This window comes from Comamonas serinivorans, assembly GCF_002158865.1.
Lineage (GTDB): Bacteria > Pseudomonadota > Gammaproteobacteria > Burkholderiales > Burkholderiaceae_C > Comamonas_E > Comamonas_E serinivorans.
This window is the reverse complement of sequence record NZ_CP021455.1, coordinates 2,802,551-2,828,519: the sequence shown is the minus strand read 5'-3', so window position 1 is coordinate 2,828,519 and position 25,969 is coordinate 2,802,551. Positions and strand designations below refer to the sequence as shown.

Below are 25,969 nucleotides of genomic sequence, written 5' to 3'. Positions count from 1 at the left end.
GCGCCGACACCTTGCCGATTTTTCACCACCGTTGGATCGGGCAAGGAGACCCATGAGCACACCCCACAACCGCCAGACCCTGGGCGACCTGCTGCGACGCAGCGCCAAGCGCATGCCGGACAAACTCGCCGTCCGCTGCGGCCAGACCGATTGGACCTTTGCCGAGTTTGACCGCGTGAGCGACCGGCTGGCGGCCGGACTGGCCGGCCTGAACGTGCAGCTGGGCGACCGCGTGGCCGTGCTGGCGCGCAACTCGCACGCCTTCGTGGCGCTGCGCTTTGCGCTGGCGCGGCTGGGCGCCGTCATCGTGCCCATCAACTACATGCTGAACGCGAGCGAGGTGCGCTACATCCTCGACCACGCGGGCGCCACCGTGCTGTGCGTGGACACCGAGATGGCGGCCGTGGGCCGCGAGGCCAGCCAGGGCACCGCGGTGCGCGAGTGGGTGTGGCTGCCTTCTGAAGGGCCCAGCGCGCCCGTGGCCGACGCCCGGCGCTTCGAGGACCTGCTGCTGGAGGCCGCGCCGCCGGCCCGCGAGTTGGACGGCCGCCAGGTGGCGCAGATCATCTACACCAGCGGCACCGAGTCGGCCCCCAAGGGGGCGCTGCTGACGCACGAGGCGGTGATCGCCGAATACGTCACCTGCCTGGTCGATGCCGAGATCCACGAGCGTGACACGCTGCTGCACGCGCTGCCGCTGTACCACTGCGCCCAGCTCGACGCCTTCTTCGGCCCGGCCGTGTACGTGGGTGCCACCAGCGTCATCACGGCCAAGCCGACGCCGGACAACCTGCTGGCGCTGATCACGGCCAACGGCATCAACTCGTTCTTTGCGCCGCCCACGGTGTGGATTTCGCTGTTGCGCTCGCCGCTGTTCGACCAGACCGACCTGAGCCGCCTGGCCAAGGGCTACTACGGCGCGTCCATCATGCCGGTGGAGGTGCTCAAGGAGCTGCAGCGCCGCGCGCCGCAGCTGCGGCTGTGGAACCTCTACGGCCAGACCGAGATCGCGCCCGTGGCCACGGTGCTGCGGCCCGAAGACCAGATGCGCAAGGCCGGCTCGGCGGGCAAGCCGGGGCTGAACATCGAAACCCGGCTGGTGGACGACGACATGAACGACGTGCCGCAGGGCGAGGTGGGCGAGATCGTGCACCGGTCGCCGCAGCTGTTGACGGGCTACTACAACGCGCCCGAGCAGACGGCCAAGGCGTTCGCGGGCGGCTGGTTCCACAGCGGCGACCTGGGTGTGATGGATGCCGAGGGCTACCTCACCGTGGTCGACCGCAAGAAGGACATGATCAAGACCGGGGGCGAGAACGTCTCCAGCCGCGAGGTGGAGGAGGCGATCTACACCATCCCCGGTGTGTCCGAGGTGGCCGTGATCGGCTTGCCGCACGAGCGCTGGATCGAGATGGTGACGGCGGTCATCGTCGCCAAGGAGGGCGCCGTGCTGAGCGAGGACGGGCTGCTGGCCGCCTGCCGCGAGCGCCTGGCGACCTACAAGGTGCCCAAGCGCATCATCTTGACCGATGCCTTGCCCAAGAACCCCAGCGGCAAGCTGCTCAAGCGCGAGCTGCGCAAGCAGTGGGCATGATGTGTGCTGGCTTGATGGAGTATGGGCGAGATGCCGTTTTGATGACAACGGCAATGCAGTCATACTCCATCGTCATGCTTTGGATCGACCGCCGTAGAGGCTGTCGGCGGCGTCATCGGGCGGCGGCGGCTCGGTGGGGAACGGTGGCGCCAGGCTCATGAAGTAGCCGTAGATGGCCAGCTGCACCAGCAGCTGCGGCAGGGCGGTGGCCAGCATGTACAGCGGCATGATGGCCAGCGCGCTGCCATGCTGCGCCAGCAGGGCGAGCGAGCCGGCCTGCAGCGGCGCGCTGACGACGACGAAGCCCATGGCGCACAGCGTGGCCAGCACCTTGATCCGGATCGGCAGCGGGAAGATGTACAGGATCAGGGCATGCAGGCTGGGCAAAAACCCGATCAGGAAGGTTGCCAGAGCCAGCGTGTCGATCACCAGGTGGCCCGGGTTGGACACCATGCGGATGGTCAGGAACTCGAAGGCCAGCGCGCTGAGCAGGCACAGCGTGGCCACCACGCGCATCAGGTAGATCCAGGGCAACTGGTTGCGCGACATGCGGCTGGAGGCCACGAGGGCGAACAAGGCCCCCAGCACGTAGCACCACCATTGCCAGCGCGCCGGCAGCGGCGTGGGCATGTCGATGTGGAAGTGCGGCCAGACCAAGCCCCAGTGGGAAACGGCGGTGGTGCCGAGGCTGCTGGCCGGCCCCAGGCCCAGCGCGGGCCAGGCCGCTTGCAGCACGCCGAGCCAGCCCTGGGTGATCCAGGGGATGGCGAGCAGCGTGAGGCCGCTGAGGACCAGCCACAGGCCCAGCACCTCGGCGGTCTGGCGCCAGGTCCAGACGTAGTGGTGCAGCCCGCGGTGGCCGGGGGTGGGGCGCATCAAGGCCATGGTGCGGGGTCAGAAGTCGAAGAACAGGCCCATGGCGATGCCATGGCGCCGGTAGTAGGGGTTGCGGTAGTGCTGCACGCTGGCCGTGTAACCCCAGCGGGGGCCAACCCACTGGCGCCACTGCAGCGTGGCCTCGGTGGAGTTGAAGGCCACGTTGCCCTGGCTGGGCGACTGCAGCGCGGCCTCGGGCAGATAGGCTTCCTTGCCGTGGTCCAGGCGCAGCACCAGGTAGTGTGATTTTTCGCGGCCCTGCGTCAGGGCAACGAAGCCGCGCGTGCCGGTCACCGAGCCGGGGTTGGAGCGGTTGAACACCAGGCCGCCCTCGGCGACCCAGTTGCGCGGGGCGTGGTAGGCCAGCGAGGCGGTCAGGCCCTGGTCGCGGTGGATGTCGTCGTTGCTGCGGCTGTTCATGTAGACCAGCCCGGTCACCCAGCGCTGGTCGGCACCCCATTTGCGGTACAGCCCCAGGTCGACGCGGCGTTTGGCCTGGAAGCTGGCGGAGCCGAAGCTCATGCCGGCCAGGGCGTACCAGCGGGGGCTGAGGTCTTGGGTGAGCGCCAGTGCGCCCACGGTGCCGCGCTCGCCGAAGTGGCGTTCGTGGTTCAGGTCCCAGTTCACGGTGGTACCAGGCTTCACCACAACGAAGCCGCGGGCGTACTGGTCAAACCAGTTGCTTTCGCCCGCCGTCAGTCGGGCGCCGGACAGGCCCAGGTCGACGCGGCCGCGCAGAGGGGCCTCGGGCGCAGAGGCGGCGGCATCGGGCGCCGCCGGGATCTGGGCCGCTGGGGTCTGGGCCAGGACGGCTGGGGCGGCGCAGGCGAGGGCTGCAGCCAAGGCAAGGGCGCGCCTAAACGCAAGGGGGCGCAGACAGCGGGTCGGGGTCATGACGGAATTCATGCGGTGGCAAACAGGGCGTGGTGCATCAGGCGGGCGATCTGCTGGCCGGTGGTGCCATCGCCAAACGGGTTGGAGGGCGGGGTGGCCAGCGAGCGGGGGGTGTTCAGCAGGGCGTCGCAGGCCTGGGCGATGCGGGCGGGGTCGGTGCCCACCAGCTGGCCCATGCCACAGTCGATGACCTCGGGGCGTTCGGTGACCTCGCGCATCACCAGGATGGGTTTGCCCAAGGACAGGCCTTCTTCCTGGATGCCGCCCGAGTCGGTCAGCAGCAGCGTGCTGGCGTCCATGAGCTCGACCATTTCGGGGTAGTCCATGGGCTGGCACAGGTGCCAGCGCCGCTGCACATCGGGCGGCGCCTGGCGGTGCGCTGCCTGCACGGCATCGCGCACGACGGGGTTGAGGTGCACGGGCCAGACCACGCCCAGCAGGGGCTGGCGTTGCAGCAATGCCTGCACGGCGGCCAGGATGTCTTGCAGCGGGGCGCCCCAGTTCTCGCGCCGGTGGGCGGTGACCACCACCAGCTGCGTCAGGCCGGACCGCTGCCACCAGGCCATGGCCGGGCCCTGCTGCGCCCGCCCGCGCACCTGGGCGGCGGCGTAGTGCACGGCATCGACCACGGTGTTGCCCACCACGGCGATTTCGCCCGGCACGTGCTCGCGCAGCAGGTTGTCGCGCGCCCGGTCGGTGGGGGCAAAGTGCCAGCGCGCGACCCGGCCGATCAGGCTGCGGTTGATCTCCTCGGGAAAGGGCTCGTCGATGCGGTGCGAACGCAGGCCGGCCTCGACGTGTCCCACCGGAATCTGGCTGAACGCGGCCGCCAGGGCCGCCATGGCCGCGCTGCTGGTGTCGCCGTGCACCAGCGTCGCGGCGGGGCGCAGGCAATGCAGGGTCTGCGCCAGGCGCGTCTGCAGCTGCGCGGCCAGGCCGGGCAGGCCCAGCTCGTTGCGCTCCAGCTGGATCACGTGCTGGGGCGTGAGCCCGAAGAAGTCGTAGATCGGCCAGGCCATTTCTTCGTGCTGGCCGGTGTGGATGAGTTCGACACGGATGCCGGCGGCCTGCAGGCCGTGCACCACGGGGGCCATCTTGATGATCTCGGGGCGCGTGCCGGTCACGACCGCAACGGCGGGCGACAAAGGGGGAGGCATGTGGGTCATGGTGTCGGGGTCAAGGTGAGGCTCAGGTCGCGGCCGTCGCGCACCGTCACCGTGAAGTGCTGAGCATCTGGCACGACCGTGGCATCGCCAGCGTTCAGCGTGACGGCGGTGTAGCGGTTGCGGGGGATCTGCCAGACGAGGTCGCGCAGGCTGTCGGGGTGGTGCGCCTCGAGCGTCACCTGCTTGCCGTGCGTGGCCAGCTGCCAGCTGACCTGCTCGCGCCGCGTCATGAAACGGGCGGCCTCGGTCATGGACATGAAGCGGCAGTGGCCTGCATCGGCGCAGGTCTGGATGCGGTCGATGTAGTCCTTGACGGGCTGGAGGTAGTACAGCACGACCCCGATGGGGTGGAAGTAGCTCAGCCGCATGAGCCGTTCGGTTTCGACGAACCGGGCCGTTTCCTGCAGCCAGGCCGAGAAGTCGGCAGTCGGCATGCGCTGGAAGTAGGCTTCCTCGGGCGACGCAATGGTGCCGTTGGTCATGACGGGGAATGCCCAACCCCCGCCCATGCGGCGGTTGCCCATCCACAGGCGGGTGGGGGCCATGCCGATGTTGCTGGTGGTGTAGTAGGCGAGGTTGCCGTGCTGTTGCAGCCAGTCGTAGACCCAGATCGGGTTGTTGCCCTGAGGGGCGGAATACTCAATCGGTTGATGGCCCAGTATGGCGGTGATGGCTTTGTTGTTTTGATCGAGAAGCGGCTCATACGCCGCCTGCGTTTCGGTGTCGGCATGCTTGCCGAAATCGTTGTGGCGCCAGCCGCCGTGGTTGCCGATGGCATGCCCCTGCGCAGCCAGTTGGCGCACCATGGCCTGGGCCTCGGGGTTGTGGGGCAGGTCCATACCCAGCCCGTCGCCGACGCGCTCGACGTCGGGGCCGGCCGTGAAGTGCATGGACTGGTGGCCATGGTCGAACAGGCCGGCCGCCTGCAGCGTGCTCAGGTAGCCGATGGCGGCCCGGTCGTCGTTGTGCCAGTTGACGATGAAGATGCCCTGGTTGCGTGGCGTGGGCGCCAGCGAGGGCAGGCCCAGCAGGTCGCGCCCGAAGTACTTCAAAAAGCCGTGCAGGAACAGCCCGTCGGTCTGCTGGCTCAGGTGCGTGAGTGGCAGGTTGACGAACAAGGTGGTGCCTGCGCCCGATGAGAACTGCTGGGCCACCACGTCCCCCTCGGGCGTGGTCAGCAAGGGGGTGCCTCGCGCAGGGCCGGTGCGCAGGATGGGAAAGCGCGCCGCCGTGGCGGCGTAGCCCGACACCTGGGCCAGCTTGGCCTGGGACCACTGCGCTGCCGTGGGCATGGCGATGGGGCTGACATCGGACCCGCTCGGCGCCGGCTGGGTGGCTTCGCTGTCGTCAGCATCCCTCTCGGCGTCCGATGCAGCGGCGAGGTGGCGGGCGGCCACGGGCTGGTAACGGCCGGGGGGAATCAGCAGGGATTCCAGGACCTGGGGCGTGCCGCGCACCTCCAGAAAATCGCCCATGCGCGCGCCCAGCGCACTGTAGTTGCCGTATTCCACGCCAGCCAGCTGGCTCAGGCGCGCAGGGCCTTGCAGGTACAGGCCTTGTTCGTCCCGCAGGCCGCCATCCTGCACCAGCATGAGGTGGCCGCCGCGCTTCACGTACTGCACCAGCGCCGCGGCCGCTGTTTCGCCCATGCGACGGTGGTAGGTGTCGGGCAGGATGACGCCGGCGCCGGGATGGCGGCCATAGCTGACCTGCCGCGCCCAGAGGTTGATCGGCAGGGGCGTGAGCAGCAGGCCTTGTTCGCTGGCGGCATCGCGCCAGACCTGGACCCAGGGGGCCGCGCTGTCTTCGCCGGAGGGCAGCAACAGCACCAGGCGCCCGGTGTCCACGGTGGATCGCGACTCCTCGGCCTGGCGCCAGGCCAGCAAGGTGGAGACCAGCCCGGCCAGCACGGCCAGCAGGACGAGACGCCAGCGGGTGATCATCGCGTGCTCCGGGGCAACAGCGCACAGGTCTGGCCCACGCCGATGTGCGCCAAGGCCTGGTCGACGCTGGCGTCCAGCAGCGTCCAGTGGGTGGCGCTTGGCGGGTTCTGCCGGATGGCGGCGCGCCAGCATGCGGCCATGGCCGGCGCGGCGCGGCGAATCTGCCAGGCGACCAAGCCCCAGGGGTAGGCATCGGACTGGCGGCTCAGCCAACCTGAGCTGTGCTGGGCGACCCAGGCGGCCATCTCGACCCCGGCGTCGGCCGGAGGAATCAGGCCGTTGGTCCACAGGTAGGCCGGCGCCAGGTCGTGCGGGTAGAACGACCGGCGGTCGTAGGGCGTCAGCGACGGGGCCCAGTCGTGCCCGGTGTGGAAATGGCGGCGCATGGCGGTGGCCAGGGCCGACGCGGCGGTCCGCTGGCCGCTGACGACCAGCGCGTCGTAGACCTCGGCATTGTCCATGAGCAGGAACAGGTCCTGCCCGGCAAACACGCGGTACAGGCCGGTCCGGCGGTCCAGCAGGGTGGCCAGCAACTGCCGGGCACGCGCGCTGGCGGCATTGGCCCGCGGGGTCAGCGACTCGTCCAGCCAGCCGCGTTGCCGGGCCAGGGTGATCAGGTGCAGCGTGGTGGCGGCCATGCTGTCGTCGGCATCGGCCTTCTGGCAGGCGGTCCAGCCCGGGTCACGGCGGCAGTAGCGGTCGAACCCGCCGTCGGCGCGTTGCCGGGGCAACAGCCAGTTCAGCCAGTCACGAAGGGGCTGGCGTTCGTCCAGCCCCGCTTCCAGGCGGACGATGAACGCCTTGTTCACGAAGTAGGGGTCCACCGAGGCGCCTTCGGCAGACTCAGGTGTTCTGAGGGTCTGGTAGGCGCCATCGGCCGTGCGGAAGGCGGCCGGGCCCGCCGGCTCGGTGCCGGTTGGCGAGGCGGCAGATTGAGCCAAGGCGTTGCTGCCGCTCAGCAGCAGGCCCAGCCCCAGGCTCCAGAGTCGGTGCGTCCAACGGGTCATCGCACGATCCCCATGCCGGTGGCGTTCAGGCTGCCGTGCACACGCGCCAGTGCACTGAGGCGAATCTGCGGCGCGGTGCAGGTGACAGGGCTGGTGTCGGTCCCGAGTTGGCTGTGTGCGCCCACCCGCAGGTAGGACTGGCTGACCACGTGACCGGCCACGAACGCGCCTTCGCCCAGCTGAATGGCGTCCACGGCGAAGAGGTGGCCATGCACCTGGGCGCCGTTTTCGAGCAGCACGCGCCCATGGGCCTTGAGGCTGCCGATGAGCTGCGCGCCGGCTTCGAGCACCACGTCGCCATGCACCACGCAGTCGCGGGCCAGGACGTGCCCCGCGGACAGGCGCAGTGGGCCGAACGATTGCAGCCGGGTTTGGCCCGTGATCCGCTGCGCCTGCACGGCGGGGGCCATGGGACCGATGTGGCGGGCCTTCAGTCGGAAGAAGCGGCAGCCCGGCGACAGGGTGGCGGTGTCGGTGACTTCGACGACATGGGGCAGCAGGACCTGACCCAGGCAAGTGAGGGACCGGGCCACGAGCACGGCACTGACCTGGGCACCGCCCTCCAGCGTCACGGCCTGGTCACAGGCCAGGGCGCGCACGTGCAGCGGGGCGATCAGCCGCGTCGCACCCTTGAGCCGGCCCACCAGGGTCGGCGCCTCGGTGCTCAAGGTCGCCAGGCCATCGGTGCTGTCCGCTTCGGCCGGCATGGCCGTCAGCAGCGGCCAGCGGTTGGCCTGGCCCAGGTGGGCCTCCAGTGGCCAGTCGGCCAGGCCCTCCACCGCCAGGGGCGCGGCATCGTGCCGCTCGCGCAGCTCACGCCAGGCCGGCCACAGCGGCACGGCGAAGGTCAGCAGCGTTGCAGCGAGCCAGGCCAGCGGGGTCAGGTCCATCATGGTGCCAAGGGGCCCTCAACGGGCGGCAGGGCCTGGCGGTAGCGCACCGTCTTGTCCCAGGTGAAGGTTCTGCGCAAGAGGCGATCGAGCACGAAGCCGTCCAGCGTGGCTTTGGTGACGGCCACGACGCTGACCAGGAAGCCGACCAGCAGGAAGGGCATGAGGCGCAGCCGCTGCCGACTGCCGTCCAGGTGCACGGCCGCCGCGACCTCGAAGAACGCCGCGAAGTTGCCCAGGCAGGCAAAGCTGGCGGCACCGATGAACAGCCAGATGGCCAGGTTGGCGTTGATGCCCAGATCGCTGCCGAACAGCACCAGGGCCGAGGTGGCCAGCCAGCCCAGGGCCAGCAGGGGCGACATGAGGAACACACCGAGCAGGGCCACACCGTCGACCCGGCTGGTCCAGTGCAGACCGCCCTGGCTCAGCATCGGCCACAGCTGCTTGGCCAGCACCTGGTTGTGGCCCTTGGCCCAGCGGCTGATCTGCTTGAAGCGCACCGACCAGTTTTCGGGCACTTCCTCGTGGCACTCGGCATAGCCCAGGTAGGCGGTCTGCCAGCCCTTGATCAGCAGGCGGAAGGTGAGGTCCGTGTCCTCGGCCAGCACGTCGGGGCGCCAGCCACCGGCATCGGCCAGTGCGGCCAGGCGCACGCCGCCCACGGTGCCGCCATATTGCGCCACGGCGCCCAGGTTGTAGCGGGCTTGCTGGTCGACCTGATAGCCCCCCGAGCGCTCCAGGTCCAGCAGCCGGGTCAGCAGGTTGGTGCCGGCGTTCTGGGGCACGACGCGCCCCATGACGGCGCCCACTTCGGGGTCGAAGAAGGGCGCAACCAACTGCTTGAGGAGTTGCGGCTCGGGCAGGTAATCGGCATCAAAGACGACGATGAGGCTGGAGTCGCCTCGGACCACGACGAGGTCGGTGGCATCGGCCAGGGCGGCGGCTTTGCCGGGCGGGCCATTTTCGCGGTGGAACGGGGTCAGGCGGCCTGGGTGGCGGGCCACGTAGCGGTCGATGATGGCGCGCGTGCCATCGGTCGACCGGTCGTTGACGGGCATGATGCACAGGCGGTCGGCCGGGTAGTCGGCTTTGAGCAAGGCCTCGATGCAGCCCGACAGCACCGCTTCTTCGTTGTGGGCGGCGATGAACACCGTCACGTGCGGCCAATCGCCCGAATCGATGGCGGCGTAGAGCGAGGGCTGGGTGTGGAACAGGCGGTTGAGCGTGAAGACGTAATGCCGTGTGGTGTAGAGCACCTGCAAGGCCACGATCACCGCGAGCAGGCCGAGCGTGACCTCCAGCGCCAGGCCCGCCAGCAGCAAGCCGCCTGCCGCCACCACGACCATTCCTGCCAGTCCCCAGACTGACCATGTTTTCTGCATGTTCCCGAACTCCAACGCCTAAACCTCCGAGGTGTAATCGGTGGTGGGGGCGGAAGGTACTTCAAAAGGAGCAGGAAATTACAGTCGGACACGCATGCAGGGCGATCGAAAGCGGTCTAAAGCAGATATGTCACGGTGGCGGCCCAAAGTCCGCCAGCAGAAAGTCGAGTTCGGCCTGGGTGAAGCCCGCCGCTTGGCGCGCGGCCAGGTTGAACGGCGGCTTGAGGCGCGGTGCCGCATGGCGGTGAACGAGGGTGCCGTAGTGCGCCACCGGCTCCAGACCCTGTTGCGCGCACAGCCAGCGAAACCAGTGGTTGCCGATGGCCACGTGGCCGACCTCGTCGCGCAGGATGACATCCAGGATGTCGCAGGCCGCCAGCGCGTCTGGCGTGCCCACGGCGCGCAGCCGCGTCTGGATCAGCGGTGTGGCGTCCAGGCCGCGCGCTTCCAGCGTGCGCGGCACCAGGGCCATGCGGGCGGTGATGTCGTGCGCCGTTTTCTCGCACATCAGCCACAAGCCGTCGTGGGCGTCGAAATCGCCATAGGCGTGGCCCGTGGTCTGCAGGTGCGCATGCAGCAGGTGAAAGTGCTTGGCCTCTTCGGCGGCCACGCGCAGCCAGTCGCGGTAAAAGGCCAGCGGCATGCCGGCAAAGCGCCACACGGCATCCAGCGCCAGGTTGATGGCGTTGAATTCGATGTGGCAAATGGCATGGAGTAAGGCGGCTCTGCCGTTGGCTGAATTCGGTGAGCGGCGCGGTACTCTGCCTGGGTGAACCAGTGCAGGGCGGGCGGGGCGGCCCGGTGCGCGCTGCACCAGCGCCTGCAGCGCGGCATCACCGGCTTGTGCCTGGGCCCAGAGGTCGGCCTTCCGGTTCAGCGGCAGGCCAGCCTCGATCTCGCTTTCGGCGTGGCCACCATCGGCCACAGAGTCGGCACAAGCCTGTGCCATGCGGGTGTGCAGCGACTGGGCCAGCTGGGCTTTTTCAAAGGGGTCGGCACAGGCGAGGGCGGCCAGGGCGGCGTGACGCAAATCCATGGCCGGGATTCTAGAAAGGTCGCTCGGTCACGCCCGAGCCAGCGGGCCCCGCCGGGCTTGCGTAAGCTTGCCGCTTTTGAGAGGAACCCGCGATGGCGATTTACGCACTGGATGAACTCACGCCCGAGGTGGCCGACACGGCCTGGGTGGCCGACGATGCACAGGTCATGGGCAATGTGCGGCTGGACGCGCACGCCAGCGTGTGGTTTGGCTCGGTGCTGCGAGGTGACACCGACACCATCGCCGTGGGCGAGGGCAGCAACATCCAGGACGGCAGCGTGCTGCACGCCGACCGGGGCAAGCCGCTCACCGTGGGCAAGCACGTCACCGTGGGGCACCAGGTCATGTTGCACGGCTGCACGATCGGGGACGAAAGCCTGATCGGCATTGGCGCGGTCGTGCTCAATGGCGCGGTCATCGGCAAGAACTGCCTGGTCGGCGCCCGCGCCCTGGTGACCGAGGGCAAGGTGTTTCCCGATGGCTGCATGATACTGGGCAGTCCGGCCAAGGTCGTGCGTCAGCTCTCGCCCGAGGAAATCGAGGGCCTGCGCCGCAGCGCCCTGCATTACATGGACAATGCGAAGCGTTTCGCCAAGGGCCTGCGCCGCGTGGACGTGTGAAACGGATCCGTGCGGGAGCGCAAGCCCGGCGGTCCTTGCAATCGCGCGCCCAGGCCTCACCTGGACGGGCTTGGCATGTTTGCCTGAGGATGGCGTCACGGGTGTGAGGCCGCCGCTAACGAGAGACTCCCGCGTGTCTGAATTGCATAAGTTTGTGTTTGATGGCTTGCCCGTGCGGGGCATGCTGGTGCGTTTGACGGATGGCTGGCAGGAATTGCTGAGCCGCCGCGCCGCCAATACCGAAACGGGCCCGTACCCCGTGCCCGTGCAGCGCCTGTTGGGCGAGATGAGCGCGGCCGCCGTGCTGCTGCAAAGCAACATCAAGTTCAATGGCTCGGTGATCCTGCAGGTGCAAAGCCATGGCCGGGTTCAGCTGGCCGTGGTCGACGTGCAGCCCGATCTCGCGTTTCGCGCCACCGCCAAGGTGGTGGGGCCGGTGGGGGCCGACGACGGCTTCGTCGAGCTGGTCAGCGCTGGCTCGGCCGCAGGCCGCTGCGCCATCACACTCGATCCGCTGGGGCGCCAGCCGGGCCAGCACCCCTACCAGGGCGTGGTGAGCCTGGTCGACGCCGAGGGCGAGCCCCTGCCGGCACTGGCCGACGTGCTGAGCCAGTACATGCAGCAGTCGGAGCAGCTGGACACCACGCTGGTGCTGGCGGCCGACGGCCAGGTGGCGGCGGGTCTGCTCATCCAGCGCCTGCCCGTGGAAGGCGAGAAAAACCTGGCCGGCCAGGCTTTGCCGGACCCCGAGCACGACCCCGACGAGCACTACCGCCGCATCGCCATGCTCACGCGCAGCCTCACGCGCGACGAGTTGCTGTCGCTGGACGCCGAGACCATCCTGCGGCGGCTGTACTGGGAAGAGCAGGTGCTGCGCTTCGAGCCCCAGGTGGGCGTGCAGGGCGGCGATGCCGGTCCGCGCTTTGCGTGCACCTGCAACCGCGAGCGCGTGGTCAACATGCTGCGCTCGCTGGGCCAGGACGAGATTCGCTCCGTCGTCGAGGAACGGGGCCATGTCGAGGTGGGCTGCGATTTCTGCGGTCAGCAGTACGTGTTCGACCCCATCGACGCCGAGGCGCTGTTTGCCGATTCGGCATTCACGCCGCCGACCTCGGACGATGTGCACTGAGCACCCGCTGAGGGCCTGAAGCCGCGCTGCGGCGAGTTTGAATGCAGTATGGGCCGGTTTCAGTTCAAATCTGAACGGAAACCGGCCCATACTGCATTGCGCCATGGCGTTGGCCTGGGCGGGGGATTTGAACCCCGCCCGCACGCCCGCCTCGCGGCGTCAGAAGGTGTAGCGGTAGAACAGCGTGGTGTAGTTGATGCCCGGGTTGGGCTTTTTGATGCTGGCGTTGGACAGGTGCACGTAGCGCAGGCCCACGGTGTGGCGGCCGTTGTCGCCCCACTGGTAGCCGGTGCCGATCATGTCGCTGAACTGGAACGCGGTGCTCATGGTCGTGTCGGTGTGGATGCGCGTGTGCGAGAGCAGGCGCACGCCGATCGCGCCTTCGACGTAGAAGCCGCTGGGCACGTTGCCGGTGTTGCGCTGCAGGCGGAAGACCGGCGAATAGCCGAATTCATAGAGGTCGGGCACGGTGTCCGTGCGCCAGGTCGCCAGCTCCACCTCGTGGCGCAGCTGCACCTGCCAGGCCTGGCCTTGCCACAGCAGGTTGGGGTGCTGCCAGCCGGCGATCACGCCGTATTTCTCGATGCTGTGGCGGTTGCCCTTGGCGTAGACGAAGCTGAGGTCGAGCGCATGCGCCATCGTCGGCATCAGGCTGGCGCCCGCCACGGCGAGCGCGGCCAGGGCCTGAACGAGGCGGGTGGAGGAGTGGGGGGGAGTGGGCAGAAGGTGCTTCATGGCAGGGCGCCGTGTGACTCGGGTTGCAGGTTTCAAGCCTGGGTTGCATCGGCATGTGAACACCCCGCATGGCCGGCCAGGAGCCGGGCCGTGGGGGGCGTGGACATGTCGCTGCGGCCTAATATACATCTCGCCGATAGCGGCCCGCCGCCAGCATGTGGCGGACCTCGCCGTCGCCCAACACGGCGCGCAGGGCGGCGTCCACATCGCCCGCCATGCCGTGCAGGCTGCCGCAGACGTAGATGGCGGCGTCGCGTGCCACCCAGTCGCGCAGCCGGTCCGCCTGCTGGCGCACCAGGTCCTGGACGTGGCGCACAGCCTCGCCGTCGCGTGAATAGCTCAGGTCCAGCCGGCTCAGCAGGCCCTGGTCCAGCCAGGTTTGCCAGGTCGGGGCGTATGCGGCGTCGTGGGCGCGCTGGCGCTCCCCGTAGATCAGCCAGATGCCTGGCCACGGGGCGGCCTGGCCCTCGCGGGCCAGGATGTGGGCGTGCAGGCCGGCCAGGCCGGAGCCATTGCCGATCAGGACCAGCGGGCGCTCCGCGTTGGGGCCGATGCGGAAGCCGGCATGCGGCTTGATGCGCGCACGCCAGGTGCTGCCCGGCGGCAGCCCGCACAGCTGGCTCGACGCCAGGCCCTGGTGCCACTGGCCCTGCTCGTCCTGCTGGTGCGCGTGCCGCACCAGCAGGCATACGCTCCCTTGCGCCGGCGTGCTGGCGATGGAGTACTCGCGCGGTCGCTTGCCCGCCTCACCCGCCTCGTCGCCCTCGGGCAGCAGCTGCAGCAGGTCGCCGGCTTGCCACGTGGGCAGCGGCCCGTCGGCGGGCAGCAGGGTGAGGGCGTGCAGCGGGTGGCCCTGGCTGCCGGGGTTCAGGTGCTCGCGCCGGCTCAGCGTCCACCGCGCGAAGGGCGCGCCGGCCAGGCCGACATCGTCCTCGGCCAGGCCCAGCAAGGCCTGCCAGCGTGCCAGCGCGGCGGGGTCGCCGTTGTCGACTTCGACGGGGGCGAAGGCGGCTTGCGCGCCGCGCGCACCCAACCACCGATGCACGCGGTGGCCAAACGCGCAGAACTGCGCGTACTGGCGGTCGCCCAGGGCCAACACGCCAAACCGCAGCGCAGGCCAGGGCGCGACGTGGGCCGCGTCTGGCTGGCCCATGACGGCGTCGGCGAACACGCTGGCGCCATCGGGGGCGTCGCCTTCGCCATAGGTGCTGACGACGAGCCAGAGCTGGTCGAGACCGGTCAGCGTGGCGGGTGTGACGGCATTGAGGGCCAGCAGGCGCACGGCTTGGCCCTGCGCACGCAAGCCCTGGGCGGTTTGCAGGGCCAGCTGTTCGGCGGTGCCGCCTTGGCTGCCATGCACGACCAGCGTGCGCGCCCGCGGATCGGACACGGCCTGCACACGGGCGCGTTGGTCGGCCTGGCCCTGACGCCAGCGCCAGGCGATGCGGGCGCACACCGCGGCGTAGGCCAGCACCAGGGCCAGCGCAAGCATGAGGCGGGCGGTCATTGCGTGCCCGACTGAGGCCGCGGCCAATGCGCCGACAGGTGCACGCGCCCCTGCGCGTCGACCAGCCGGGCGGCCACGCCTTCGGCCTGCGCGAACGTCAGGCCCTCGTCCACGCCCAGCACCCAGAGGGCGGTGGCCAGGGCATCGGCGTGCATGCACTCGGCGTGCAGCACGCTGACGGCGCGCAATGCCGAGCGGCTGGCCTGGCCCGAACGCGGGTCCACGGTGTGGCTCCACTGGTCATCGCCATGAACGTGCCGGTGCCAGCGGTTGCCCGAGGTGGCCACGGCTCGGTGATTCAGCTCGATCACTTCCGGGGCCGACGTGTCGTCCCCCGCGTCCAGCTGCACCCGCCAGCAGCGGCCATCGGGCCGGCGGCCCGAGGCGCGCAGTTCGCCGCCGATGTCGATGAGGAAGTGGTCCAGGCCGTGCGCCTGCAGGGCCTGGCTCACCGCGTCCACGGCGTAGCCCTTGGCGATGCCCGAGAGGTCCAGCCACAGGCCGCCGGGCTGGGTGAGGGGAGCGCGGGCCTCACCCGAAGCCGTTTCGAGGGGCGTGTCGGCGCCCGTGGCCTGCCGGCCCGGTGTCGACGGGGTGGGCGTGGCCAAGGTGTGGGGGAGCGGCATCGCCTCAGGTGGCGCTTCACACCGAGGCGGGGTGATGGTGGCCGGTGGGTCTTCTTCGGCTGAGGATGCGGCCGCGGGCCGCAGGGCCGTCCAATGCGGGCCGGCCTGCCACGCCGCCAGCTCGGCCGGTGTGGGCGGCAGCTGGCTTGCGGCATGCGGGCCAAAGCCCCACAGCGCCACCAGCCGGCCGGCGGCCGGGTCAAACGCCCCGCCCGAGCGCCGTGCCCAGTGCAGGCCGGCGTTCAGCACGTGGTCGAACGCGGGGGGCAGCGCCATGCGGGTGCCGGCCGCGGCGCGGTTGAAGCGGCTGATGAGCGAGGTCGGCTCCCAATGGCTCATCTGGGCGATGACGAGGTCCAGCTGCGCCTGCACCAGGGCCTGCACATCGGCCAGGGGGCGCATGTCGACGTTGACCCAGCGCAGCCGCCACAGCGTGCCCATGGTCTCGCCCTGCAGCGTCTGCAGGCTGGCGGCATCGGCGGCACGTGGGCGCGGCACCAGGGCGTAGGCGCCGTACCCGGCGTCGAAGGAGGCGCCTGCGCGCCCGCGCCCCAAGCTGCCCCAGCCGCCCAGGCGCTGGCCGAAATGGGGCGTTTCGGGTGCGGCGGGCACCGGGGGCTTGGGGGCAGTCACAGCAGGCGCAGGGAAAAAGTGGATATGTCGAGTATGACTATGTTCCCGTTCATTGAAAAACGGGAGTAGGCGGATACTCCGGTTTGGATGGGCGTGCAGCCTGGCATGGGCCGCGCACGCAGCCTTAGGGGGCGAAGCCGCTGGCTCCGATGCTCAGGGCAGCACTTCCAGCGTGGCCGAGTAGCTCAGACGGCGTTGCTTGGCCTGGGGCAGGCTGGTTTTGTCGTCGCTGGTCTTGGCGTCCAGCCAGTACATGCCGGCTTCGGGCCAGTCGATGGTCACTTGGCCCTTGGCGTCGGTCTTGAACGTGCGTTCGCCCAGTTTGTCGCGCCACTGCGTGTTGCCCCGCGTGATGTCCACGTCGATGCCGGGCGCGGGCTGGCCATCGAGCAGGACCACGAAGGTCGTGCGCTCGCCCTGCACGTGGTCGGTCGCGTCGGCGGGGTTGACGAAGCTCAGCTCCAGGCCGCTGCCGTGCGGCTTGAGGGCCGAGGGCTTGCCCACGGTGATGAAGCTCTCGTTGCGGCCCAGGCTTTCGGTGACCTGCAGCTCCTTGGCATCGGCCGGGATGTCCTTGGCCAGCGTGTCGGCGGAACCGCGGGCGCGCTTGGTCTGGCCGGCCGCGTCCTTCCAGCTGGCGAACAGGCCCTGGTTGACGACACTGATGCGGTAGGTGCCGGCCTGTTCCAGGTTCAGGTCGAACACGCTGCGCTTTTTCAGCTGGGTCAGGTTCTCGGGCTTGACGGCGCGGCCATCGGGGGCCGTGACGACGAGTTTGTCCAGGCGCATGGCGGCGTGGTCGGCCACGAACAGCGAGTTGGAGATGGCCGCGTCCACGCTCACCCAGTCGGGTTTGGACAGCACGGTGCTGGCGGGCAACAGCCAGGCGTTGTGGGCCTGGGCAACACCGGCAGCGGCGGTCAGGGCCAGGGCCAGCAGGGCGGGGCGAAATGAGGAAAGACGCGTCATGAAGGCCTCCGGAAGGCTTCGGGGTGGGTGAGGGAATCGGGGTGGATGGGCGTCAGGGCTTGAGCGTCAGGCGGATGTCGCCCAGCTCTTCTTTGCCCGCGGCGCCCAGCGTGGTGGCCTGCTTGGGCGGCCAGTCGAAGGGCACGGAGACCACCTCGCGCCCGCCCACTTCGCGCGCGGCCTCGACGACCAGCTTGTAGCTGCCGGCTGCCAGGTTGGGCAGCGCCTTGCTGCCTTCGCTGAAACTGAGCTGGTGCTTGCCCACGGGCTTGGTCGCCATGGACACGCCGTCGATGGGCAGCGTGAGCTCGCGGCCGGTGCGGCGCCACCACTGGCGCATGTCCTTGAGCCATTTGGTGCCGTGGCCTTCGGCGGTTTCGCGCGTCTGGTACCAGACCGTGAGCGTGGACACCACGGTGTTGTCGGCCTTTTCGATCCAGGCCGCCACATAGGGCCGGTGGTATTCGGAGACGTTCAGGCGCGGCAGCTCGAGGGACAGGTCCAGCCCGCCGGCCAGCACCGGTGTGGCCAGGCCCGCGCCCAGCGCCAGCGGCAGCAGCGAGGCCAGGCGAGGGAGTCGGGCGTTCGGGGGCACGGGCAGGCCGCGTTCAGACAGGTGAGCGAATCGAAACTGCATGGGGGACTTTCGATCAGGGGAAAGGGGAGAGGTGGGGGGACGGCGGGAGGGTCGTCAGTGGATGAACAGCAGCGCCAGCACCGCCGGCACCACCAGGCCCAGGCCCACCATGGGCCAGGTGAAGGGGCGTTTGGCAGCGTGCATCTTCAGGATGAACAGCCCGGTGATGCAGAACACCAGGCAGGCGGCGGCAAAGACGTCGATGAACCAGCGCCAGGCCGAGCCGGTGTGGCGGCCCTTGTGCAGGTCGTTGAAGTAGGCAATCCAGCCGCGGTCGGTCAGCTCGTACTCGGCCTGGCCCGCGTCCAGGTCGATGCGGGCCCAGGCGTCGCCACCGGGCCGGGGCAGCGAGACCATGAGTTCGCCGTCCGACCACTCGGCCTCCTGGCCGCTGGCGTCCAGCTGCCAGGTGTGCGCCAGCCAACGGGCCAAGGCCGCGGGAACCGGCGTGCGGTGTGCGCCGTTTTGGGGGAGTTTGGCCTGCTCTGCGTTCAATGTGTCGAGCAAAGCGGCGGGTACTGTGGTCTCACCTTGCGTGATGCGGGGCTTGGCCTCGATGTCGGCCGCGTGGTTGAGCGTGAAACCCGTGACCGCAAACAGCACCATGGCCAGGAGGCAGATGGCTGAACTCACCCAGTGCCATTCGTGCAGGGTTTTGAGCCAGTAGGCCCGGCGGGGGCTGGAAGCAGCAGGCGCGGTCATGGTGTGAAGCGCCGGATTGTAGGGGCGCCAAACACGAATGGTTTTCATTGGATGTGAAGCGCAGGTAAAGTCTCGCGGTCGACCAGAGGCCCCGCCGCGTTGCTGGCCTGCTGCGACCTTGTCTGGCTCGCGCTCCCCCCATCCTTCATGCTGCTCCACCTTCCCCAGTTGCTCACCGCCGACGAAGTGCGGCAATGCCGTTCGGCCCTGGAGGCGGCCGAATGGGCCGACGGCAAGGCCACGGCCGGCCACCTGGCGGCCCGCGTCAAACGCAACCTGCAGCTGCCACTGGATTCAGCCGTGGGGCGGCAGATCGGCAACCTCATCCTCGATCGCCTGGGCGCCCACCCCGACTTCATGGCCGCGGCCTTGCCGCTCAAGGTGCTGCCGCCGCGGTTCAACCGCTACGAGGGCGGTGGCACCTATGGCAACCACGTGGACAACGCGCTGTTCACCATCCCGGGCACGGCGATCAAGGTGCGCAGTGACCTCTCGAGCACGCTGTTCCTCTCCAGCCCCGATGAGTACGAGGGCGGCGAGCTGGTCGTCGAAGACACCTTCGGCACGCAAAACGTCAAGCTGGCCGCGGGCGACCTCATCGTCTACCCCGGCACCAGCCTGCACCGCGTGACCCCGGTGACGCGTGGCGTGCGCTATGCGGCGTTTTTCTGGACGCAAAGCCTGGTCGCCAGCGACGAGCAGCGCCGCACGCTGCTGGAGCTCGACCGCGCCATCCAGCGCCTGACGGCGGACCACCCCGAGCACGCGGCCATCGATCAGCTGACGGGCGTCTACCACAACCTGCTGCGGCAATGGTCCACAACCTGAGCCGGGTCCGGCTGGGCAGGGCGTGCCGGGCGAGGAGGACGGCTGTCCACCTCAGGGCGCCCGGTGCCGCGGATTGCGTTCACCGTGCAGGAGGCGCTGGCCAAGCCGGCCTCGCAGGTCGCCGGCATGCGGCTGGGTTGGTACAGACGCTGTGCGGCCACCCGGTCGATGCAGCACGGTTCACGCCAGCACCTGCATCAGCCATGACGCTCAGCCACCCCGCGTTTGCCCCCGCCTGCCACCGCCCCGCAAGCGCGGGAAGCACGACATGACCCAGCCAACCCCGTCATCGAGTCCGACCGACGTGTCTCCTCCCGCTGGCGCCACGGCCGGCACGCGGCTGCCGCCGCTGGCCCAGGTGCCGCCGCAGGTGCATCAGCTGGACGATTACGCCGCCCTGGCCGAGCCGCGCATGGCCCCCGATGCCTGGGCGCACGTGAACGGCGTGGCAGGCGCCGGCATCACGGCGCAGGCCAACCGCGCGGCCTACGCGCGTTGGTGGGTGCTGCCGCGCGTGCTGCAGCCCCTGGCCGACGCCAGCACGGCGGTCACGCTGCTGGGGCAGCGTTTGGCGCACCCCTTCGTGCTGGCGCCCGTGGCCTACCAGCGGCTTGCGCACCCGCAGGGCGAGCTGGCCAGCGCCGAGGCGGCCATGGCCCTGGGCGGAGGCTGCGTGGTCAGCACCCAGGCCAGCGAAACGCTGGAAGACGTGGCCCGCGCCGCGCGCCGGGGTTTGGGCTGGCCCGAGTCGCCTGGCGCACAGACGGTGCATGGAGGGGAGGCTGCATCGAATCAGCCCGGTATGCCCTGGTTTCAGATTTACTTTCAACGGGAATTGGCCGATACCCTGGACCTGGTGCGCCGCGCCGAGCATGCGGGTTACACCGCGCTGGTCGTCACGGTGGATGCGCCCCTCAAGCTGCGCCGCGGGTTCGTGCTGCCGCCCGATGTGGACGCCGCGAACCTGCGCCAGCACACGCGCATGCAGGATCCCGTGCCCAGCCTGGCCGATTCCCCGCTGTTCTCGCACCCCTTGCTGGCCGCCGCGCCCGGCTGGGCCGACGTGGCCTGGCTGCGGGCGCACACGACGCTGCCGATCTACCTCAAAGGCATCTTGACGGCACACGACGCGCGCCTGGCCCTCGAGCAGGGCATCGACGGGCTCATCGTGTCCAACCACGGTGGCCGCGTGCAGGACGGGCTGCCACCCACGCTGGCCATGCTGCCGGCGGTGGTGCAGGCGGTGCGGGACTGGGCGCAGGCGCAGGGGACGCGCTGCCCGCCGGTGCTGGTGGATGGCGGCATCCGCAGTGGCACGGATGCCTTCAAAGCCATCTGCCTGGGCGCCAGCGCCGTGCTCATCGGCCGGCCTTACATCCACGCGCTGGCCACGGCCGGCGCCCTGGGGGTTGCGCACGCCATCCACCTGCTGCGCGCCGAGCTGGAGCTGTGCATGGCGACGGCAGGCTGTGCGCAGCTGGCGCAAGCGGGGCCGCACCTGCTCATGCCGGCCTGATGCCATTCCTCCGGCGATGGGCACCGCCATGCCTCGCGGCATCGCGCAGAAGCGACGTGGCCGGTGCGGGCGCGCAGCTGAGCGAGGGCGTGACGATGGCGGCTGTCAGGCGTGCCGGCGTGGCGTGAGCCTGGAGCCGATCGGCGTTCCGCTGCCCGACTGTCCTGCGCTGGCCTGAAGGGATGCACGACGGCCCAATGCGCAGCCGCGCCTGATGCCGCGGCCAGCCCTCCCAGTGCACGCCGTTTGAAGTCAGCCCCTGGCAGGCCGGTTGCGACGCCGGGTGCAGACAAAGCCGACGCGGCTGCAGCCCATGCCCGGGCGGCTGACCGACAATGCCGCATCCCGGCTTCACCCGACCCATGCCCACCCCGCGCCCCGTCACCGGATGCGTCACACGCACCAGCGTGCTGTGGCTGACCGCCACAGACCTGCAAGCCTTCAGCGATGCGCTGGGCGCCAGCCTGCCCGGCCTGTCCTGGATGTGCACGCACGTTGGCCCGGTGCGCGGGCAGTCGCGCCCGCATCCCACGCTGATGGCTGCGCTGCAGTGCGGCTACGGTGATGGGCCGTCACCCCACTTGCAGCAGGCGGCGGCGCAGCTGCCCCTGGCATCCCCCGACGCGATGCACCGCTCCACCGATCCGGACGGCAACCTGTCGGCTGCCGCCGATGCCGCGGCGCATCAGGCGCCACAGCGCGCGTCGGCCGCCTTGGGCCTGTTGCTGCTGAATGCCGCGGTGGGCATCCCGCTCGGGTGGTTCCCGCGCGGGACTTTGGCCCCGGCGCCGATCTGGCGGCCTGGCCACGCGACTTCATCGAGGTCCCGGCCTCGGGCTTGGGCATCACCTGGGACCGCGCCGATGGCGATGCGCGCAGCGGTGCCGCGATGGAGGCGCAGGTCCAAGGGGTGTGGCGAGCCCTGCACCGCGTGACCGAGCGGGTCACGGTGCGCAACGCCATGCCGGGTGTCCCGCAGGATGCCCAGACCTTGCCCGCCCGTTGCCGCATGGGCCCGCACATGGCCAGCCTCATGCGCGAGCACGGCTGGTGCCTGCGGTACGGGTCGGTTTATCGTTTGGTGTGAGGGGTATGGCTGGGTCCTCGTTTGTCGGTCATCGGGAATGCAAGGATACTGCTTGTATCGTTGTCGAGTGGCCGGCACTGTCGGTGTGGCGGTCAAGGCCAGAGCAGCCCGCCCAGGCCCGCGGCGAGCGCTGCCCAGCTCCATGAGCCCAGGCCTCAAAGGGCGACACCGCCGACTTTGCGGCCCGGTCGTCGGGATCGCTGCGGCGTCCCGTCCAGTCGCGGCCGATGCGCCAGCCTGTGAGGAGCTGGATGGCCAGGGCAGCCAGGCGGCCGCCCATTGCAGCAGCACGCCTGGCCGCAGCACGTGCGCACGCAAGCCGGCCCCGGAGACGATCAGGATGCCGAATACACCGAACTGCCAGCAGAAGGACCGGGCCGGTGGCGGGGCCATGCGCGGCAGGTGATGCGGGCAGGGGCGGGGCCCGTGCGGGCTCAGGCGCCCAGGTAGGCGTCGCGCACGCGGGGGTCGGCCAGCAGCGCTTCGCCGCTGCCCTGCATGACGATGTGGCCGTTCTCGAGCACATAGCCGCGGTCGGCCAGCTTGAGCGCCTGGTTGGCGTTCTGCTCGACCAGGAACACGGTCACGCCTTCGCGCCGCAGCTGCTCGATGGTCTCGAAGATCTTCTGGATGATGATGGGCGCAAGGCCCAGCGAAGGCTCGTCCAGCAGCAGCAAGCGGGGCTTGCTCATCAGCGCCCGGCCGATGGCCAGCATCTGCTGCTCGCCCCCTGACATGGTGCCCGCGCGTTGCGCAAACCGCTCCTTCAGGCGCGGGAACAGGCTCAGCACATGGTCCATGCGGGCCTGGCGTTCGTCGGCTTTGCCGAAGAAATCGCCCATGGCCAGGTTCTCTTCGACGGTGAGGCGCGCGAACACGCGCCGGCCCTCGGGCGACACGGCGATGCCCTTGCGGATGATCTGCGGCGTGGACTGGCCGACGAGCTCTTCACCCTCGAAGGTGATGGAGCCGCTGGCCGCACGCGGGTCGCCGCACAGCGTCATCAGCAGCGTGGACTTGCCGGCGCCGTTGGCACCGATCAGCGTGACGATTTCCCCCTGGCCGACTTGCAGGCTGACGTTGTGCAGGGCCTGGATCTTGCCGTAGAAGGTGTTGACGTTGGAAAACTCCAGCATGTGCGCTCCCATCACGATTCGCCCAGGTAGGCCTTGATGACCTCGGGGTGGTTGCGCACCTGCTCGGGCGTGCCGTCCGCCAGGGGCCGACCCTGGTTGATGACGAAGATGTGGTCGGAAATGCTCATGACCAGTTTCATGTCGTGTTCGATCAGCAGCACGGTGATGTTGTGTTGCGTGCGCAGCTCGGCGATCAGGTGCTCCAGCTCGTCGGTCTCGCGCGGGTTGAGGCCGGCGGCCGGCTCATCGAGCATGAGCAGCTGGGGCCTGGTCATCATGCAGCGGGCGATTTCCAGCCGCCGCTGCTGGCCGTAGGCCAGCGTGTTGGCAGGGCGATTCGCCACGTCGGTGAGGCGCACGCGCTCCAGCCATTGGGCGGCGAAGTCCATGGCCTCGCGTTCGCTGCGGCGGAACCCCGGCGTCTTGATCAGGCCCGCCAGGAAATTGGTGTTCAGGTGACGGTGTTGGGCGATCAGCAGGTTCTCGATCGCCGTCATGTCCTTGAACAGGCGCACGTTCTGGAAGGTGCGCACCACGCCTTTGTGGGCGATCTTGTGGCCGGGCAGGCCCTGCACGGGCTCGCCGCGCAGCAGGATGTCACCCCCCGTGGGCTTGTAAAACCCGGTGAGGCAGTTGAACACCGTGGTCTTGCCGGCGCCGTTGGGGCCGATCATGGAGACCACCTGGCCGGGCTCGACCGTGAGGTTCACACCGTCAACGGCCAGCAGGCCGCCGAAGCGCATGGAGAGGTTCTTGACCGTGAGGAGCGCGCTCATGCCGGCTCTCCTTTCAGCTGCAGCTTGGGGCGCTGCATGGGCAGCAGGCCTTGTGGGCGCCAGATCATCATCACGATCATCACCAGGCCGAACACCAGCATGCGGTACTCGGCAAAGCCGCGCATTTCCTGCAGCATGACCATGACGATGGCGGCGAGGATGACCCCGAGCTGCGACCCCATGCCGCCCAGCACCACGATGGCCAGGATCATGGCCGACTCGATGAAGGTGAAGGATTCGGGCGTGACCAGGCCCTGGCGCGCGGCGAAGAAGCTGCCCGCGAAGCCGGCGAACGCGGCACCCAAGGTGAAGGCCGAGAGCTTGATGGCCGTGGGGTTGAGCCCCAGGGCGCGGCAGGCGATTTCGTCCTCGCGCAGCGCCTCCCAGGCGCGGCCGATGGGCATGCGGATCAGGCGGTTGACGATGAACAGCGCGAGCAGCACCAGCAGCAGCGCGATCAGGTACAGCGCCACCACCTTGAGCGCGGGGTCGTATTCCAGACCGAAGAACTCGTGGAAGGTTTGCATGCCTTCGGGGGCGCGGCGGTCGAACGACAGGCCGAACAAGGTCGGCTTGGGGATGCTGCCGATGCCGTTGGGGCCACCGGTGACCTCGGTCATGTTGCGCAGCAGCAGCCGGATGATCTCGCCAAAGCCCAGGGTCACGATGGCCAGGTAGTCACCGCGCAGGCGCAGGACGGGAAAGCCCAGCAAAAATCCAAACAGCGCGGCCGCGGCGCCGGCCACGGGCAGGGCCTGCCAGAAGCCCCAGCCGGCGTATTCGGCGAGCAGGGCGTAGGTGTAGGCGCCCACGGCGTAAAAGCCCACGTACCCGAGGTCGAGCAGGCCGGCCAGGCCCACGACGATGTTGAGGCCGATGCCCAGCATGACGTAGATCAGGATCAAGGTGGCGATGTCCACCATGCCGCGCGAGGCAAAGAAGGGTGCGACCAGGGCCACGGCCACCAGGGCCCAGATGATGTAGCGCTGGGTGGTGGGCAGGGTCAGGCGGTGGCGCAGGGTGCCCGGCTGCGGGGCCGAGACACTGCCCGGGCGCAGGAACGCGGGCACGGGCACGCGGTCACGCACCAGCTGCCAGAGGAACATGAGCACGGTGGCGGCGCCGATGGCCCACCACACGCGTGGGTTGGCGTTGTGCACCTCCAGCCCGATGCCGACGGTGCGCAGCTTCAGGCCCAGGATGGGCCCGGACACCAGCAGCACCAGCAGGGCCGAGAACAGGGCGCGTTTGAAAGGGGTGTTGAGCGTCATACCTTCTCCACCTCGGGACGGCCCAGGATGCCCGTTGGGCGAAACAGCAGCACCAGCACCAGCAGGCTGAAGGCCACCACGTCTTTGTATTGGTCGCCCACGATGTCGGCGCCGAAGGCTTCGGCCACGCCCAGCAGCAAGCCGCCCAGCATGGCCCCGGGAATGGAGCCGATGCCGCCCAACACGGCAGCGGTGAAGGCCTTGATACCGGCCAGGAAGCCGATGCTGGGGTTGATCACGCCGTATTGCATGCCCAGCAGCACAGCGGCCACCGCCGCCAGCGCGCCGCCGATGACGAAGGTCATCGAGATCACGGTGTCGGTTTCGATGCCGAGCAGGCGTGCCATGCGCAGGTCTTCTGCGCAGGCTCGGCAGGCACGGCCCATGCGGGAGCGTGAGATGAACCAGGTCAGGCCCAGCATCACGGCCAGTGTGGTGGCGAAGACGATGATCTGCATCCACGAGATCATCACGCCGTCGCCGCCCGGGCTGCCCACGGCAAAGCCGGTGATCAGCTGCGGGATGGCTTTCTCGCGCGAGTCCTGCGACAGCAGCACCATGTTCTGGAGAAAGATGGACATGCCGATGGCCGAGATCAGCGGGATGAGGCGGTTGCTGCCGCGCAGGGGCCGATAGGCCACCCGTTCGATGCTGTAGCCGTAGGCGCTGGTGATCACGATGGCGGCCAGGAAGGCCGCGCCCATGAGCAGCACCGTGGAGTCGACGCCGGCGGCCATGAGGGCGGCGATGGCGATGAAGGCGATGTACGAGCCGATCATGTACACCTCGCCGTGGGCGAAGTTGATCATGCCGATGATGCCGTAGACCATGGTGTAGCCGATGGCGATCAGCGCATAGGTGCTGCCGACCGTGAGGCCGTTGACCAGCTGCTGGAGGTAATGGGTGAGGGCGTCCATGGGGTATGGGGCGAAGATTGCGGCGAAATCCTGTTGTGCAGAAATTCGCTGACAACGTCAGAAAAATGAAGGTTTTCCGTTCACTTCATCTG

At 69.2% G+C, this 25,969-nt stretch carries 24 protein-coding genes; 6 read left to right on the top strand and 18 right to left on the bottom strand.

Annotated elements, in window-relative coordinates; translation table 11 throughout:
* The first annotated feature begins 52 nt into the window (after positions 1–52).
* Entirely contained in the window at positions 53–1,594 is a 1,542-nt protein-coding gene (locus CCO03_RS11920) for an acyl-CoA synthetase (RefSeq protein WP_087281311.1), read from the top strand.
* Between the two features lie 72 nt (positions 1,595–1,666).
* Here CCO03_RS11920 and CCO03_RS11915 read toward each other — a convergent pair whose 3' ends face one another.
* The 8 genes from CCO03_RS11915 to CCO03_RS11880 all read right to left on the bottom strand — a co-directional run bounded on the left by CCO03_RS11915 (position 1,667) and on the right by CCO03_RS11880 (position 10,788).
* Positions 1,667–2,479, bottom strand: coding sequence for a hypothetical protein (locus CCO03_RS11915; protein ID WP_087281309.1), 813 nt, complete (start codon positions 2,477–2,479; stop codon positions 1,667–1,669).
* Positions 2,480–2,488: 9 nt separating this feature from the next.
* Positions 2,489–3,313: a YaiO family outer membrane beta-barrel protein gene (locus tag CCO03_RS11910; protein ID WP_157667662.1), complete on the bottom strand. Its 825-nt coding sequence runs from the start codon at positions 3,311–3,313 to the stop codon at positions 2,489–2,491.
* 59 nt (positions 3,314–3,372) lie between these two features.
* A complete protein-coding gene (wecB, locus tag CCO03_RS11905) occupies positions 3,373–4,530 on the bottom strand; it encodes a non-hydrolyzing UDP-N-acetylglucosamine 2-epimerase (RefSeq protein ID WP_087281305.1) in 1,158 nt (385 codons plus the stop codon).
* A complete protein-coding gene (locus tag CCO03_RS11900) occupies positions 4,527–6,473 on the bottom strand; it encodes a polysaccharide deacetylase family protein (protein ID WP_087281303.1) in 1,947 nt (648 codons plus the stop codon). Before CCO03_RS11900 ends, wecB begins: the two co-directional genes overlap by 4 nt.
* Positions 6,470–7,480, bottom strand: a complete 1,011-nt coding sequence (locus CCO03_RS11895) for a hypothetical protein (RefSeq protein WP_087281301.1) — start codon at positions 7,478–7,480, stop codon at positions 6,470–6,472. The genes CCO03_RS11900 and CCO03_RS11895 overlap by 4 nt, the downstream gene beginning before the upstream one ends.
* A complete protein-coding gene (locus CCO03_RS11890; protein WP_157667661.1) occupies positions 7,477–8,373 on the bottom strand; it encodes a bactofilin family protein in 897 nt (298 codons plus the stop codon). The genes CCO03_RS11895 and CCO03_RS11890 overlap by 4 nt, the downstream gene beginning before the upstream one ends.
* Positions 8,370–9,752: a glycosyltransferase family 2 protein gene (locus CCO03_RS11885; protein WP_236903792.1), complete on the bottom strand. Its 1,383-nt coding sequence runs from the start codon at positions 9,750–9,752 to the stop codon at positions 8,370–8,372. Before CCO03_RS11885 ends, CCO03_RS11890 begins: the two co-directional genes overlap by 4 nt.
* A 130-nt stretch (positions 9,753–9,882) precedes the next feature.
* The gene (locus tag CCO03_RS11880; protein ID WP_087281295.1) at positions 9,883–10,788 is read right to left on the bottom strand and encodes a ferritin-like domain-containing protein; all 906 of its coding nucleotides are present in this window, start codon (positions 10,786–10,788) and stop codon (positions 9,883–9,885) included.
* Positions 10,789–10,880: 92 nt separating this feature from the next.
* On the opposite strand from CCO03_RS11880, the gene CCO03_RS11875 reads away from it, so the two are divergent.
* Positions 10,881–11,408 (top strand): gamma carbonic anhydrase family protein, encoded by a 528-nt coding sequence (locus CCO03_RS11875; protein WP_087281293.1) that lies wholly within the window; start codon positions 10,881–10,883, stop codon positions 11,406–11,408.
* A gap of 133 nt (positions 11,409–11,541) precedes the next feature.
* Positions 11,542–12,537: an Hsp33 family molecular chaperone HslO gene (gene hslO, locus CCO03_RS11870; RefSeq protein ID WP_087281291.1), complete on the top strand. Its 996-nt coding sequence runs from the start codon at positions 11,542–11,544 to the stop codon at positions 12,535–12,537.
* A gap of 159 nt (positions 12,538–12,696) precedes the next feature.
* Here the strand turns inward: hslO and CCO03_RS11865 are convergent, their stop codons facing one another.
* From CCO03_RS11865 to CCO03_RS11840, 6 genes are all read right to left on the bottom strand, one after another.
* Entirely contained in the window at positions 12,697–13,272 is a 576-nt protein-coding gene (locus CCO03_RS11865; RefSeq protein WP_157667660.1) for an acyloxyacyl hydrolase, read from the bottom strand.
* A 118-nt stretch (positions 13,273–13,390) separates the two neighbouring features.
* Positions 13,391–14,779: an NADPH cytochrome P450 oxidoreductase family protein gene (locus CCO03_RS11860; protein WP_087281286.1), complete on the bottom strand. Its 1,389-nt coding sequence runs from the start codon at positions 14,777–14,779 to the stop codon at positions 13,391–13,393.
* A complete protein-coding gene (locus CCO03_RS11855; RefSeq protein WP_157667659.1) occupies positions 14,776–16,038 on the bottom strand; it encodes an FAD:protein FMN transferase in 1,263 nt (420 codons plus the stop codon). The genes CCO03_RS11860 and CCO03_RS11855 overlap by 4 nt, the downstream gene beginning before the upstream one ends.
* A gap of 153 nt (positions 16,039–16,191) precedes the next feature.
* Positions 16,192–17,007 carry a DUF4198 domain-containing protein gene (locus tag CCO03_RS11850; protein WP_087281284.1) on the bottom strand — a complete coding sequence of 272 codons (816 nt, stop codon included), beginning with the start codon at positions 17,005–17,007 and terminating at the stop codon, positions 16,192–16,194.
* Between the two features lie 52 nt (positions 17,008–17,059).
* Positions 17,060–17,644, bottom strand: a complete 585-nt coding sequence (locus CCO03_RS11845; protein WP_087281282.1) for a DUF2271 domain-containing protein — start codon at positions 17,642–17,644, stop codon at positions 17,060–17,062.
* Between the two features lie 54 nt (positions 17,645–17,698).
* The gene (locus tag CCO03_RS11840; RefSeq protein WP_087281280.1) at positions 17,699–18,346 is read right to left on the bottom strand and encodes a PepSY-associated TM helix domain-containing protein; all 648 of its coding nucleotides are present in this window, start codon (positions 18,344–18,346) and stop codon (positions 17,699–17,701) included.
* A 147-nt stretch (positions 18,347–18,493) separates the two neighbouring features.
* On the opposite strand from CCO03_RS11840, the gene CCO03_RS11835 reads away from it, so the two are divergent.
* From CCO03_RS11835 to CCO03_RS11825, 3 genes are all read left to right on the top strand, one after another.
* The gene (locus CCO03_RS11835; RefSeq protein WP_087281278.1) at positions 18,494–19,174 is read left to right on the top strand and encodes a Fe2+-dependent dioxygenase; all 681 of its coding nucleotides are present in this window, start codon (positions 18,494–18,496) and stop codon (positions 19,172–19,174) included.
* Positions 19,175–19,442: 268 nt separating this feature from the next.
* Positions 19,443–20,690, top strand: coding sequence for an alpha-hydroxy acid oxidase (locus CCO03_RS11830; RefSeq protein WP_087281276.1), 1,248 nt, complete (start codon positions 19,443–19,445; stop codon positions 20,688–20,690).
* A 757-nt stretch (positions 20,691–21,447) separates the two neighbouring features.
* Positions 21,448–21,777: a hypothetical protein gene (locus tag CCO03_RS11825; protein ID WP_087281274.1), complete on the top strand. Its 330-nt coding sequence runs from the start codon at positions 21,448–21,450 to the stop codon at positions 21,775–21,777.
* 434 nt (positions 21,778–22,211) lie between these two features.
* Here CCO03_RS11825 and CCO03_RS11820 read toward each other — a convergent pair whose 3' ends face one another.
* From CCO03_RS11820 to livH, 4 genes are read right to left on the bottom strand one after another with little or no spacing between them, the layout of a single operon-like run.
* Complete coding sequence (locus tag CCO03_RS11820) at positions 22,212–22,913, bottom strand: ABC transporter ATP-binding protein (RefSeq protein ID WP_087281272.1); 702 nt, start codon at positions 22,911–22,913, stop codon at positions 22,212–22,214.
* Between the two features lie 11 nt (positions 22,914–22,924).
* Positions 22,925–23,689, bottom strand: a complete 765-nt coding sequence (livG, locus tag CCO03_RS11815; RefSeq protein ID WP_087281270.1) for a high-affinity branched-chain amino acid ABC transporter ATP-binding protein LivG — start codon at positions 23,687–23,689, stop codon at positions 22,925–22,927.
* Complete coding sequence (locus CCO03_RS11810) at positions 23,686–24,960, bottom strand: high-affinity branched-chain amino acid ABC transporter permease LivM (RefSeq protein WP_087281268.1); 1,275 nt, start codon at positions 24,958–24,960, stop codon at positions 23,686–23,688. The genes livG and CCO03_RS11810 overlap by 4 nt, the downstream gene beginning before the upstream one ends.
* Positions 24,957–25,877 (bottom strand): high-affinity branched-chain amino acid ABC transporter permease LivH, encoded by a 921-nt coding sequence (gene livH / locus CCO03_RS11805; protein WP_087281266.1) that lies wholly within the window; start codon positions 25,875–25,877, stop codon positions 24,957–24,959. Before livH ends, CCO03_RS11810 begins: the two co-directional genes overlap by 4 nt.
* Positions 25,878–25,969: the final 92 nt, after the last annotated feature.

Excerpts from the sequence above, each read along its gene's own strand:
- CCO03_RS11920 (WP_087281311.1), top strand. The coding sequence starts at position 53 with ATGAGCACACCCCACAACCGCCAGACCCTGGGCGACCTGCTGCGACGC.
- CCO03_RS11915 (WP_087281309.1), bottom strand. The coding sequence starts at position 2,479 with ATGGCCTTGATGCGCCCCACCCCCGGCCACCGCGGGCTGCACCACTAC.
- wecB (WP_087281305.1), bottom strand. The coding sequence starts at position 4,530 with ATGACCCACATGCCTCCCCCTTTGTCGCCCGCCGTTGCGGTCGTGACC.
- CCO03_RS11900 (WP_087281303.1), bottom strand. The coding sequence starts at position 6,473 with ATGATCACCCGCTGGCGTCTCGTCCTGCTGGCCGTGCTGGCCGGGCTG.
- CCO03_RS11895 (WP_087281301.1), bottom strand. The coding sequence starts at position 7,480 with ATGACCCGTTGGACGCACCGACTCTGGAGCCTGGGGCTGGGCCTGCTG.
- CCO03_RS11890 (WP_157667661.1), bottom strand. The coding sequence starts at position 8,373 with ATGATGGACCTGACCCCGCTGGCCTGGCTCGCTGCAACGCTGCTGACC.
- CCO03_RS11885 (WP_236903792.1), bottom strand. The coding sequence starts at position 9,752 with ATGCAGAAAACATGGTCAGTCTGGGGACTGGCAGGAATGGTCGTGGTG.
- CCO03_RS11880 (WP_087281295.1), bottom strand. The coding sequence starts at position 10,788 with ATGGATTTGCGTCACGCCGCCCTGGCCGCCCTCGCCTGTGCCGACCCC.
- CCO03_RS11875 (WP_087281293.1), top strand. The coding sequence starts at position 10,881 with ATGGCGATTTACGCACTGGATGAACTCACGCCCGAGGTGGCCGACACG.
- CCO03_RS11865 (WP_157667660.1), bottom strand. The coding sequence starts at position 13,272 with ATGAAGCACCTTCTGCCCACTCCCCCCCACTCCTCCACCCGCCTCGTT.
- CCO03_RS11860 (WP_087281286.1), bottom strand. The coding sequence starts at position 14,779 with ATGACCGCCCGCCTCATGCTTGCGCTGGCCCTGGTGCTGGCCTACGCC.
- CCO03_RS11850 (WP_087281284.1), bottom strand. The coding sequence starts at position 17,007 with ATGACGCGTCTTTCCTCATTTCGCCCCGCCCTGCTGGCCCTGGCCCTG.
- CCO03_RS11845 (WP_087281282.1), bottom strand. The coding sequence starts at position 17,644 with ATGCAGTTTCGATTCGCTCACCTGTCTGAACGCGGCCTGCCCGTGCCC.
- CCO03_RS11840 (WP_087281280.1), bottom strand. The coding sequence starts at position 18,346 with ATGACCGCGCCTGCTGCTTCCAGCCCCCGCCGGGCCTACTGGCTCAAA.
- CCO03_RS11835 (WP_087281278.1), top strand. The coding sequence starts at position 18,494 with ATGCTGCTCCACCTTCCCCAGTTGCTCACCGCCGACGAAGTGCGGCAA.
- CCO03_RS11830 (WP_087281276.1), top strand. The coding sequence starts at position 19,443 with ATGACCCAGCCAACCCCGTCATCGAGTCCGACCGACGTGTCTCCTCCC.
- CCO03_RS11820 (WP_087281272.1), bottom strand. The coding sequence starts at position 22,913 with ATGCTGGAGTTTTCCAACGTCAACACCTTCTACGGCAAGATCCAGGCC.
- livG (WP_087281270.1), bottom strand. The coding sequence starts at position 23,689 with ATGAGCGCGCTCCTCACGGTCAAGAACCTCTCCATGCGCTTCGGCGGC.
- CCO03_RS11810 (WP_087281268.1), bottom strand. The coding sequence starts at position 24,960 with ATGACGCTCAACACCCCTTTCAAACGCGCCCTGTTCTCGGCCCTGCTG.
- livH (WP_087281266.1), bottom strand. The coding sequence starts at position 25,877 with ATGGACGCCCTCACCCATTACCTCCAGCAGCTGGTCAACGGCCTCACG.